The 12,721-nt window shown below is 47.0% G+C and carries 7 protein-coding genes; 5 read left to right on the top strand and 2 right to left on the bottom strand.

Annotation, left to right across the window (positions count from 1 at the left end):
* Positions 1 to 60: 60 nt before the first annotated feature.
* From FS628_RS05185 to FS628_RS05170, 4 genes are all read left to right on the top strand, one after another.
* On the top strand, positions 61 to 1,068 hold the full coding sequence (locus FS628_RS05185) for a globin-coupled sensor protein (RefSeq protein WP_145319717.1): 1,008 nt from the start codon (positions 61 to 63) through the stop codon (positions 1,066 to 1,068).
* 129 nt (positions 1,069 to 1,197) lie between these two features.
* Positions 1,198 to 2,202 (top strand): LacI family DNA-binding transcriptional regulator, encoded by a 1,005-nt coding sequence (locus FS628_RS05180; protein ID WP_145319714.1) that lies wholly within the window; start codon positions 1,198 to 1,200, stop codon positions 2,200 to 2,202.
* A 265-nt stretch (positions 2,203 to 2,467) separates the two neighbouring features.
* A complete protein-coding gene (locus FS628_RS05175) occupies positions 2,468 to 5,293 on the top strand; it encodes an endo-1,4-beta-xylanase (RefSeq protein WP_145319711.1) in 2,826 nt (941 codons plus the stop codon).
* Positions 5,294 to 5,560: 267 nt separating this feature from the next.
* Positions 5,561 to 8,044, top strand: a complete 2,484-nt coding sequence (locus tag FS628_RS05170; RefSeq protein ID WP_145319708.1) for an EAL domain-containing protein — start codon at positions 5,561 to 5,563, stop codon at positions 8,042 to 8,044.
* An 86-nt stretch (positions 8,045 to 8,130) separates the two neighbouring features.
* On the opposite strand, the gene FS628_RS05165 is transcribed toward FS628_RS05170, so the two are convergent.
* A complete protein-coding gene (locus FS628_RS05165; protein WP_145319705.1) occupies positions 8,131 to 9,567 on the bottom strand; it encodes a SpoVR family protein in 1,437 nt (478 codons plus the stop codon).
* Entirely contained in the window at positions 9,564 to 10,733 is a 1,170-nt protein-coding gene (gene yhbH / locus FS628_RS05160) for a sporulation protein YhbH (RefSeq protein ID WP_145319702.1), read from the bottom strand. The genes FS628_RS05165 and yhbH overlap by 4 nt, the downstream gene beginning before the upstream one ends.
* 255 nt (positions 10,734 to 10,988) lie before the next feature.
* Between yhbH and FS628_RS05155 the strand changes: the two genes are divergently transcribed.
* Positions 10,989 to 12,323, top strand: coding sequence for an MFS transporter (locus FS628_RS05155; RefSeq protein ID WP_145319699.1), 1,335 nt, complete (start codon positions 10,989 to 10,991; stop codon positions 12,321 to 12,323).
* Positions 12,324 to 12,721: the final 398 nt, after the last annotated feature.

The following is a 12,721-nucleotide window of genomic DNA, read 5'->3' as shown; positions in this document are numbered from 1 at the left end:
ATACATATATTTACAATTTAAAGTAATTTAGTGTTTATTAAGGAGCTGACTGAACCCGATATGAGCAGTATTTCCACAACAAGACAGAAGCAACTTGATTACATGGGATTAAACGCAGGGGATCTTAAACTGCTTGCCGATCATCGGCCTGTTTTTAAAAAAGTCGTTAATGAAGTGGTAGATCATTTCTACAATCATGTGGGAAATTATCCTGAATTGGTAGATCTGATCGCTCGATTCTCTACCATTGATCGTCTAAAAGAAACACAGAAGATGTACTGGTTATCCATGACGGACGGAGTCGTTGACGACGCATATATTGAGCAACGGATTGCGATTGGACTCGTGCATTCACGTATTGGTCTGTCTGAAGATTATTATCTGGGTACCTATATGGTCTACCTGGATATTGCAACGAGCATATTCCAACAGGTTATCCCTGATTCCTGGCATCTTGTCATTCAAGCCCTCAGCAAAATGTTCAATCTGGATTCACAGCTTGTCCTTGAAGCCTATGAGAAGAAAGAAAAAGAAAAGTTACATCAGCTTGCCGATGACCAACAACATACATTGCAGGCCATTACACAGATTACCCAAGAGCTTACAGGCATGATTAGTGAATTAAATGAAAATGCAATGGCTATATCGAGTGTAGCCAAAGAAACAGCGGCTTCTCAGGATCAGGCTCAAGTTCTGCTCACCGAATTAACAGGGGAGATCCATCAGATTGGAAAAATGGGTGAACTCATTCGCGAGATATCGGATCAGAGTCATCTTGTCGGCCTGAATGCAGCAATTGAAGCTGCTCATGCAGGCGAGTTCGGCAGGGGCTTCGAAGTGGTCGCCAGTGAGGTGCGCAAACTTGCCGCCAGTTCCCGGGATGCCCAAGGTAAAATCCAGTCTAATCTGGAGCAAATCATGAAGAAACTGAGCAGTGTGCAGCAGGAGTCGGATCATACGTCCAGAGGGGCACGCAGCCAAGCGTCACGCTCGGCTGAACTCGCTGTATTTGCAACAACAATGGAGAAACTGTCTCTGGATTTGAAGAAACTGGAACAGCAGGAATAGACGTTTAATCCATTAGGAAGCTTCCATACCGTTTCAGGCTGTTTTAAGCTATAATGGGTAGACAAACCTGCCGATGTTATAGAATAAGCAGCCGGAGACAGGGGATTTGAAAGAGGTTGAGGTGATCAGATGGCTTCTATCCATGATGTGGCCAAGGAAGCGGGAGTATCTGTTGCAACCGTTTCCAAAGTGATAAACGATTATCCTGATGTAAGTGAAAAAACGCGCAAAAAAGTCAATATAGCCATCGAATTATTGAAATATCAACCCAATGTGGTCGCACGTGGACTTGTAAAACGCCGTTCATGGACGGTAGGCGTACTGTTAACGGTTCCGTTTACGAACCCTTTTGTATCAGAATTGCTGGAGGGGATCAAGACTGCGCTGGAGAACAGTGGATATGATCTTGTCCGCTTGTCGACTCGATTCGATGATCCGGCTTACTCATTCATCAAACATTGCCGTAGTCGGAATGTAGATGGCGTTGTGGTATTCGGGGAAGGCAGAGAAAATGCGAGTATTCAGGAACTGGTGGATGCAGAGATTCCAACGATGTTTGTTGATACGGACATGTTAGGCAAGCGTGCCGGTTACATTACTACGGATAACGCAAACGGCATCTCGATGAGTGTCAAACATCTGCATGAGCTTGGGCATCGCAAGATTGCCTATATCTCAGGGACACTAGGACCTGCCGTAGCCAATCTGCGATTGGAAGGATATCGGGAAGGGCTGCGAGAATGCGGCATTCCGTATTCTACGGTATATCTGGAAGTCTGCGATTATTCATTCGATGGGGGAAGCAAGGCTGCCCGGCGATTGCTGGCACTTCAGGATCAACCCACAGGAATTGTCTGTGCTTCAGACATGTCTGCCTTTGGTGCAATTCATGAAATTGAAAAGCATGGACTGAGTGTGCCAGAAGATATCTCGGTTGTCGGATTCGACAACACGTATTATGCTGAGGTGTTCAAACCTGGGTTGACCACGGTGAATCAGAATATCTATTCCATTGGCATCAAGTCCATCGAATATCTGATTGCCATGATCGAGAATCCGGCTTATTCTCCTCCCGTCGTTACGGAACCTTCCAATCTGGTGATCCGTCAGACGACAGCACCTTTAAAAGTGTAAATATGTAATGACGGTGACACGGAGCACAGCTAACCAGCTGTGCTTTTTGTCGTTCTATACTTCCTTGAATAGGACTAAACATATTTAGAGCAAATTCTATAGTTTAACGGGTAAACAAAGTCTGCTGGCAATCGTATAATGAAAGTGCTTACAATTTCTCTGTTCATTAACGTCTATCTTATCCTGCACAACGATCTTGTAAAGGGCTGGCACATGACAGAGCAAAGGTTACTCTTCACAAACAACCAACCAAGGAGGAGATTGGATGCATTTGAGAAAATGGTGGAGCTTGTGCTTGTCGGCGGTATTGATCTTCAGTCTGTTCCCAAGTATGGGAACAGGAGGGGCACATGCTCAAGCGGCTGCGGACGTGAAGACAGATAATGGTGAACCGCTGTTTGAAGCTAATTTTGAAGACGGTGTGTTGGGACAATGGCGTCCACGTGCGAATGAGAAACTCGATATCGTGACGGAAGTGGGCCATGACAGTATGCACAGCCTGAGAACCTCATCCCGTACCGAAACGTTCCACGGGCCCTTAATTGAGGTAATAAACCATGTACAGAAGGGCAGTACGGTTCATATTTCGTTTTGGGCCATGTACGATGAAGGACCCGACAGTCAGGTCATTAACGGGTCACTGGAGAAAGAGTACAATAACGACGCCTCGAGTCGAGAATATGCTACGTTTGCTTCTGCTACCCTGAACAAAGGGCAATGGAAAAAAATCGAGGCCGATGTGGTGATTCCTGGAGAAAATAGCGGCATCACGGGATTCCGGATGTATGCAGAGACACCATGGAAGACGTCAGCAGAAGTGACGCCGTCCGATACGATTACTTTTTACGTGGATGATGTTCTGATTACGGAAGCTGAAAAAATTGAAATAGAGCCGAACATTCCGGATCTAGTGGATATCGTCGGACAACATTATGCAATGGGAGCGGCAATCGATCAGTCTGCATTGGATTCGGAAGATCCGCATTCCCAATTGTTGACGAAACATTTTAATAGTATTACAGCTGGGAACTTTATGAAAATGGATGCGATGCAGCCTCAGGAAGGACAATTTGTCTGGTCAGAAGCGGATCGTCTGGTGAACTTTGCCGAGGCAAATGGCATGGAGGTCAGAGGTCATACGTTGTTATGGCATAGCCAGGTGCCAGAGTGGTTCTTTACCGATCCGAACGATGCATCGAAACCTGCCACGCGGGAACAGTTGCTTTCGCGGATGAAAACCCATATTCAAACCATTGTGACCCGGTACAAAGGAAAGGTTCATACATGGGATGTCGTCAATGAAGTCATCTCGGATGGAGGCGGCTTGCGTGACCAGGCAAGCAATTCCAAGTGGAGAGACATTATAGGGGATGTGGATGGCGATGGAGATGACAGTGATTACATTGAGCTGGCTTTCCGATATGCACGCGAGGCTGACCCTGATGCGGTATTGGTGATTAATGACTATGGACTGGAGGGCAGTGCAAGCAAGCTGAACGATATGGTGAAGCTTGTAGAGAAACTGCTGGCGAAAGGGACACCCATTGATGCGGTTGGGTTCCAGATGCATGTGTCTATGTACGGACCGGATGTAAAGCTCATTCGTGAAGCTTTTGAGAAAGTGATTGCTCTTGGTGTGAATGTACAGGTTACAGAGCTGGACGTTTCGATCTATTCAAGTAATTCCGAACTGGAGATGCCTGTCACAGATGAATTAATGCTGCAACAGGCATATCGTTATCGTGAACTGTTCGACCTGTTTGAAGATTTGGGGAAACGCGGCGTAATGGACAGTGTCACCGTATGGGGACTTGCCGATGATGGGACATGGCTTGACAATCATCCGGTCAAAGGACGTAAAGATGCCCCGTTGCTGTTCGATCGTAAATTGAAAGCGAAACCAGCCTATTGGGCATTGGTGGATCCTACCACTCTTCCGATATATCGAAATGAATGGACAGCGCCTAAGGCTAGCCCTTCTCTCCCAGATCGCAAAGGGCAGGAAGATATACTGTGGGGTGCTGTAAGAGGACTGAATATTAATGATCTGGCAGATGGTACATCCGGGGTTACGGGTGAGGCGAGAGTTCTCTGGGATGCCAAAAAGGTGAATATGCGAGTGGAAGTTAAGGATACGACACGTCGCAAAGGAGATCAGGTTCAGGTTTTCCTTGCAGAAGAAACGCAGGGCACAGCCGCTGCACCTTCTGGAGAGATTTTATCAGCCAAGAAAAAAAATCCGCCTTCCACGAATGGTCAGTATACGTTCAAGCGGGAGGGAAGCAAAGGCAAGGATAAGATTGCATACAGCGTACAGGAGACCAAAACGGGATATATCGTATATGCCTCCCTGCCTTTGTCAGCCGTTTTATTAACAGAGGGGCAGGTACTGTCTCTGGATTTTCGAATTATGGACGAATATGCTGCTGGAAATACAGCCACGATCGTATGGAACGATATTTCCAATCAGCAGCCCGATAAACCTGCCAATCGGGGTAAACTGAAGCTTGGTTCTGCCCTGAAGCATGCGAAGGTCACTTATGGCACGCCGGTTGTAGACGGTCAGAAGGATCGAGTCTGGAAAAAGGCAACATCGATCTCCACAGATGTCTGGGTGCTTGGAAATTCCGGTGCAACGGCGACAGCACAGCTCCTATGGGATGAACAGTATGTATATGTGCTGGCAGACGTCAAAGATCCTTTGCGAAGCAAGTCAAGTTCCAATGCACATGAGCAGGATTCAATCGAGATTTTTATCGACCCAAGTAAAGACCAGACAACATACTACCAGGAGGATGACGCCCAGTACCGGGTTAACTTTGATAATGAGACTTCTTTTGGAGGAAATGCACAGAAAGAAAGCTTCAAATCAGCCACCCGATTAACAAGTGAAGGATATACAGTTGAAGTGGCCATACCACTGGAGAGTGTTCTGGATGAAGGGAAAAGATGGATTGGATTTGATCTCCAGGTTAATGATGATGGAGCCGGGGACGGCAAGCGAAGCAGTGTCTCCATCTGGAGTGATTTATCAGGTAATTCTTATCAAGACACTTCCGGTTTTGGCAGTCTGTTACTGACTCGCAAATAGATTATTCAGATCTGTATTTGGATGTGCCAATGTCAGGTATTAAACATCCGTGTTTCTGGAAAAAAGTGTTGATTTTCAAGGCTAGGACGTTTAGACTATACACATTGATATTAAACGGGTTCCGATGTATGACACTGGCTTGAACTAAGTCGGTGTTCACAAGTCAAATGATGCGGAGGGAGTGCCTGTCATCCAGACAGCGCACTCGCTTCTTTTTTACATTTTTGCATACATATGAGGCATTTCCCGGTTGAAAGGACAGAGTGAGTGGAGCACCTACATGGTACGTACAACTTAGAACTTGTTATTTTATCCTATATTATTGCATCATTAGCTTCTTATGCAGCGCTTGACCTTGCAGGCCGTGTAAGTCAGGCTAGCGGGGTAGCGCGGAATGTATGGCTTACCTGCGGTGCAGTCTCCATGGGTTTGGGAATCTGGTCCATGCATTTCGTGGGTATGCTGGCTTTTGTTCTGCCTACGCAAGTCTCCTATTCTACGGGTAAGGTTGTTTTATCTGTTCTACTCGCTATTGTCGCATCCGGGGTGGCCTTGAACATAGCGGGCAGACAATCCGGCAAGATGAGCAAGCTCTTGATTGCTGGAGTACTGATGACTGCAGGGATCAGCTCGATGCATTATGTGGGCATGGCAGCGATGTCGACTCCTGTTACGTATGAACCAGGCAGAGTGGTGTTGTCCATTCTGATTGCAGCAGTTGCTTCATTTGCGGCATTGTGGCTTATGTTTTTCTTCCGTTATCGTCAATCCAGACATACCTGGGTTTACAAGATGGGCAGCGGCCTCATTATGGGAATCGGAATCTCAGGAATGCACTATACCGGGATGTCAGCCGCACAGTTCCATCAGTCACATGGCTCGATGGCAAGTTCAGGCATGCAGATTGAGCCAGGCATTCTCGCCTACTTGATTGCATCAGGTACATTTATTGCATTGGGCTTGACGTTGTTCGGCATATTTATCAATCAACGAATGTCTCAAAAGGATCAACGGATTCATGAGAATGAGCAGTGGTATCAGGCCCTGTATCATAACCATTCCGATGCCATAATTTCAGTGGACAAGGAAGGCATCGTCAAAGGCATTAATGCTGCTGTAACGACGATCACCGGATACCCTGAAAAAGAGGTCATGGATCGTTCCATTGATGATATCGCTCAGCAGATCGATATCGAGTGGATTAGTGAATTTGATTCCATCGATTGGGATGATTATGGGCTTGAGCAGGCGCATTATATGGCCAAGATGAGGGACGTACAGGGTGAACTTCTGGACCTTAGTATCGTCGTGGTTCCTGTTGTCATTGATGGTAAACATGTGGGAAGCCACATTTTGATCAAAGATATAACGGAAGAGAAGAGGGTTCAGGAGAGCATTCGTCACCAAGCCCTGCATGATCCGCTGACGGGACTGCCCAATCGGCGCAAGTTGGATGACGTGCTGGCTTACACGATCCAAGCTTCGGAGGAAAAAGGGAACTCTTTTGCCGTTATGGTGATGGATATAGACCGTTTCAAAATGATTAATGATTCACTGGGACATTCCATTGGGGATGTATTTCTAAAAGAAGTCAGCAGCCGAATCATGGCAGCGATCGAAGCTTCTGATCCAAAAGCCATGGAAAATGTCATGCTGGCCCGTATGGGCGGTGACGAATTCACATTGGTGGTAACCCATGAGCAAGCGACTGAGGTTCGGGTGGCCGAACTTGCGAAACAGATTGTAGAAGCCATACAGCTACCTTACCGATTGAAGGAAAATGACTTTTACGTGACAGCCAGCATCGGGATTGCGATGTATCCACACCATGGAGCAGGAGCAGATTCTTTGCTGAAACATGCGGATTCCGCGATGTATGAAGTGAAGAAGAACGGCAAGAATGGTTTCCATTTCTACACCGCCCAACTGGACTCGGAGCTCTATGAACGCATTGAACTGGAAGGTTACCTGCGTAAAGCGTTGGAGCGCGATGAGATGGTCCTGTATTATCAACCGCAGATTCGTACCGAGGATAGCCGCATGATTGGTGTGGAGGCACTTATTCGTTGGAATCATCCACTCAAAGGTCTGCTCGCACCGGATGTGTTCATCCCGCTTGCAGAAGAGACGGGCATGATCTATGAGATTGGTAACTGGACGCTACGGGAAGCCTGCAGGCAGATGAAGCTCTGGCATGCCAGTGGGGGACCGCTCATTCCGGTATCGGTTAACTTGTCCAGCCAGCAGTTCCATCAATCCAACTTGGTGGAACAGGTCAGGAATGCCCTCCATGAGACAGGGCTGGAAGCCCGTTATCTGGAGCTGGAGATTACAGAGAGCATGATGATGGATGCAGCAGTATCCACGGCAATCCTGAAAGAACTCACGGCACTGGGTGTCAAAATCAGCCTGGATGATTTCGGTACGGGATACAGTTCACTGAGTTATCTGAAGCATTTCCCGATTCACAAGCTCAAGATTGATCGTTCATTCGTGACGGACATTACAGAGAGCCATAGCGATCAGGCGATTGTAGCGACCATTATATCGATGGCTCAGAATCTCAAGATGGAAGTCATCGCCGAAGGTATTGAGACGAAAGGTCAACTGGATATTCTGATGCAGAATGACTGCCGTGAGATTCAGGGATATTATTTCAGTCGTCCGCTGCCGGCAAGTGAAGTCGAACATGACTTTTTTGTACCGCTGCGTTTGCAGGGCAATGGTACTCCAACGGTACAATCAGAGTAAAGTAAATGCCAAGCGGCAAGTCCCCGTGTATGTCTGGAACTTGCCGCTTTTTTGTGTCTTATCTTACGATAATTTTATTTACAACCTCACAAAAACTTGCGGTGGTGTTTCTTGCCATCATACGTAAACCAGATCGGTTTATCCTCGACACGTGTCTCCACATGTACGGTACGGCCCCAGAGGCGATACAGATAAGGCATGGTGCGCTCCATATATTTCAGGTCCAACTCGATGCCTTCGTATTGATGCTTCAGTACGAGTTCCCCGGTCCGCATATAGTCGGCATCTTGCACGACCAGATAAGGGGAACCTCCGTTGACACGTGAAAATACGAGCTGATCCCGTATGTTTTCCCAGGACTTGTCGGTAATTTTCCAGTCCGGGCCTTTTTTCTCAAAGACGTAAAGGTCGAGGTCCTCAGTTAATTGTTTAGTCATGTAATTCCGAATAAAGGAGGTATCGGAATCGAATTCACGCACCTCGAACATTTTGGCACGACCTTGGCCGGGTTTACGGCCCCAACGATCCTGTTCTTCCCGGGTTGGGTTATCCCAACGGCGTTCAATATCCTCGAAAATCTTCAGTCCCAGATAATACGGATTCAGACTTTGTTTGGATGGCTGCACCACGGAGGAGTTGAGCTTCGCGAATTCGATCGTATCCTCACTGTTGAGATCGAGTTCACGGATAATGCGTTGATGCCAGTAGGAAGCCCAGCCTTCGTTCATGATTTTCGTTTCCATCTGTGGCCAGAAATAAAGCATCTCTTCACGCATCATACTCATGATATCCCGCTGCCAGTCCGTCAACACTTCGGAGAATTCCTGAATAAACCACATGACATCCTTCTCTGGTTCAGGCGGAAAGTGATGGACCTGAATGCCTTCGGCTGGTGTTTCTTCGGTCTTCACATCATCAAGCGACCATAAATCATCATAGCGGCCTTCCGGTTTGGGTGCTTTCTCACCGCGCTGCTCCCGCATTTTCATCTCCATATAGCGTTGTTTGTCCAAATGGCGGGGTTTAATCAACTGTGGGTCCACATGTTCCTGAATCGCGATCACGGCATCGATAAAGGCTTCAACCGCTTCGGTACCATACTCCATCTCATAATTGCTGATCCGGTCCGCCGTAGCGGCCATACTTTCGACCATATTCCGGTTGGATTTGGAGAAGCGGGCATTATTTTTGAAGAAATCGCAGTGTGCCAGCACGTGGGCTACGATCAATTTGTTCTGAATCAGGGAATTGCCATCCAGCAGGAAGGCGTAACAAGGGTTGGAGTTGATGACAAGCTCATAAATTTTGCTGAGTCCAAAATCGTATTGCATTTTCATCTTATGAAATGTTTTACCAAAGCTCCAGTGACTGAACCTGGTCGGCATACCGTAAGCTCCAAAGGTATAAATAATATCCGATGGGCAGATTTCGTACCGCATGGGGTAATAATCCAGGCCGAATCCATCGGCAATCTCCATAATCTCGGCAATGGCGTATTCGAGGTCGCGGATCTCATCTGTCATCTAACAATGCCTCCTTCCCGTTTCTGGAAAAAGCTGCGCAAAGCTTTGTACACTTCGCCTTTTTCTTTGATCACATAATACATGAACTGATCCATCTTGATATGACGGTAAGCCGACATCAGTGTGCTGCTGCGGTTGTACTGATTCACCTCGCCGTATCCGAACATGTTGCTGCGTTTCATTAACTCACCGATCAGCTTCACACACCGTTCGTTATCCGAGGTCAGGTTATCCCCGTCAGAGAAGTGGAATGGATAGATATTGTAGCTGGAAGGCGGATAACGACTGTCAATAATATCCAGTGCCTTCATATATACAGAGGAGCAGATGGTGCCTCCGCTCTCGCCACGGGTAAAGAACTCTTCTTCAGTCACTTCCTTGGCTTCCGTGTGATGGGCGAGGAAAACAATCTCGACTTTCTCATACTGACGGCGTAGAAAACGGGTCATCCAGAAGAAGAAGCTGCGCGCGCAGTATTTCTCAAAAGAACCCATGGACCCGGATGTATCCATCATGGCAATAATAACGGCGTTGGATTGCGGAATAATTTTGTCTTCCCATGTCTTGTAGCGAAGGTCATCCGGGCTGATGTGATGGATGCCTGGCGTACCGGTCGTAGCATTGCGGCGCAGATTCTCCAGAATGGTACGTTTCTTGTCAATATTGGACTGCATACCTTTTTTGCGAATATCGTTGAATACTACCGTATGTGTCTCAATCAGGTCTTTGTCCTTCTGCTTCAGATCGGGTAATTCCAACTCAGCGAAGAGCATATCTTCCAGTTCCTCAATACTCACTTCGGCTTCCACAATATCATGACCAGGCTGGTCACCAGCTTTTTCGCCTTTGCCGGGTTTCTGCGAAGCGGCGGGATCACGACCGATGACGTCTCCGACCTGACTGTCACCGTCTCCTTGACCGACATGCTTTTGCTTCTGGTAGTTATACACAAAACGGTACTCATCCAGACTGCGGATTGGTACCTTGATGATTTGTTTTCCATCAGACATGATGATGTTTTCTTCCGTGATCAGATCAGGCAGATTCTGCTTGATGACATCTTTCACCTTTTGCTGATGGCGCTGCTGGTCCTGGTACCCTTTGCGGTGAAGCGACCAATCTTCCTTCGACACGACGAACGAGTAAGGCTGGTGTGAATTTGACATGTAGGCACCCCCCATTGATTACGCGGCACAGTTTGGCCTGTCGGTAATTAAGTATATTCACGGGCGAGGACGATATGTGATGAGAGCGGATATAAAATGATACAATTACGCAAGTTCACCTTGGAGGTAAGGTGAGTCTTCAGAACAGAAGATGCTCCATTTTTTACAGAAACAGTGAACAAGTGTGATATCCTTCCTTTACAATAGGAGAAAGACATCAATCATTTAATAGATGCATGAAAAGGAAGGATTTCTGTGAACAAAAAGGCGATCAAGGCTTGGATTATGTATGATTGGGCCAATTCGGCTTATGCGACAACTGTGTTGGCAGCGGTACTGCCCGTATTCTATGCTTCGGTGGCAGCAGCAACGCTGGATACGGATACAGCCGCCTCCTATCTGGCCTATACACATTCCATTGGCATGTTGTGCGTAGCTCTGCTAACACCGCTGCTTGGTACACTGGCTGATTTGTCAGGGCGTAAAGGCGACTTCCTGCGTGTATTTGCAATCATAGGCGTCCTTGCGACGTTGGGATTCAGCGCGATTGGAGAAGGGGACTGGTTTCTTGCTTCGGCGTTGCTGGTCATTTCCACCATTGGTTTTGCGGGTGGCAACACCTTTTACGATGCAATGCTGCCGGACCTGGTACCTGTGGAACGAAGGGATATGATATCCTCCAAAGGTTATGCTTATGGTTACATTGGAGGAGGTTTGCTGCTTGCCGTAAACATGCTGATGATACAGCAACCAGGCTGGTTTGGGATGAGCAGTACACTGGCAGGTACAAGGCTTGCGTTCATCTCCGTATCATTGTGGTGGTTACTGTTCTCGATACCGATCTTTCGCCATGCTCCGAGACGGCCTGCTTCACCGGACATGCCCGGCTCGTGGAAAGGGTATGCTGCGATGGGAGTGCGCAGACTACGGCAGACCTTTCGTCAGATGCGGCGTTTTCCCCAATTAATCCGCATGCTGGTGGCTTTCTGGTTTTTTAATGACGGGATTAATACCATCATTCTGATGGCTACCATCTATGGGACAAGTATAGGCATAGGCACAGCCGACTTGATGCTCGCACTACTGTTAACCCAGTTCATCGGTTTCCCGTGCACTTTGTTACTGGGAGCATGGGCACAGCGTTGGGGAGCAAAGCAGGTATTAATCGTTAGCTTATCCGTATACATATGTATCGTGATTCTGGGTTATTTCATGACACAAGCGATTCACTTCTATGTGCTCGCCGGGTTGGTTGGAGTCGTGCAGGGTGTGAGTCAATCCACAGCGCGTTCCCTGTTTAGCAATCTGATGCCGGCAGGCAGAACAGGAGAGTATTTTGGTTTTGTGAATATTACAGGCAAATTCTCTTCGATCTTCGGTCCATTTGTGTTTGGTTATGTCGGACAGATCATGGGTTCCACACGTTGGGGCATTCTGTCGCTTATTTTCTTCTTCGTCGCGGGCATTGCTGTATTGTTAACTGTGAAGGTACAGAAGGGGATGCAGGATGCAGCATTGGCAGATCAGGAAGAAGGGCGAAATGGGAGTTTCGGAGCTCCTGGGAAAAGTTCAAATGTAAGGTTCACCTGATAATTGTTCAACGGTTTTCATAGTAAGTTTCTCAACAGATTACGCATGGCTTCAGGCATTGTTCCTCACAGAACATGTCTGGAGTTTATTCGCGTTTGTGCAATCAAACATAACTGATCAGGAATAAGTGCTTAAACGACAGACAGCAGAATACAGTGAAAGAGTAAGAATTTATGAAAAGGTGAAAATAAAAGATTGACATGATACATTTTGTATCATAGAGTAAAACTATAAATACATATTGTATCTGAGAGTTGTCGAAAGAATACATGTATTTGCATCACTCTCGGGTAAGGTTCCGACGGAATGTTGCAAAATACTGATCTAATAGTTTGCGTAGTATTCGTTTTGCCAAACACAAAAGTAGAGTCTGGTCTATCCCGGCTGCATGCTTATTT

The organism is Paenibacillus xylanexedens, from assembly GCF_007676705.1.
Taxonomy (GTDB): domain Bacteria; phylum Bacillota; class Bacilli; order Paenibacillales; family Paenibacillaceae; genus Paenibacillus; species Paenibacillus xylanexedens_C.
Note: the sequence above shows the minus strand (reverse complement) of the source record. Positions and strands in the feature narration are given on the sequence as shown.

Bases quoted from the DNA above. Each gene is read 5' to 3' on its own strand.
- FS628_RS05185 (WP_145319717.1), top strand. From the start codon at position 61: ATGAGCAGTATTTCCACAACAAGACAGAAGCAACTTGATTACATGGGA.
- FS628_RS05180 (WP_145319714.1), top strand. From the start codon at position 1,198: ATGGCTTCTATCCATGATGTGGCCAAGGAAGCGGGAGTATCTGTTGCA.
- FS628_RS05175 (WP_145319711.1), top strand. From the start codon at position 2,468: ATGCATTTGAGAAAATGGTGGAGCTTGTGCTTGTCGGCGGTATTGATC.
- FS628_RS05165 (WP_145319705.1), bottom strand. From the start codon at position 9,567: ATGACAGATGAGATCCGCGACCTCGAATACGCCATTGCCGAGATTATG.
- yhbH (WP_145319702.1), bottom strand. From the start codon at position 10,733: ATGTCAAATTCACACCAGCCTTACTCGTTCGTCGTGTCGAAGGAAGAT.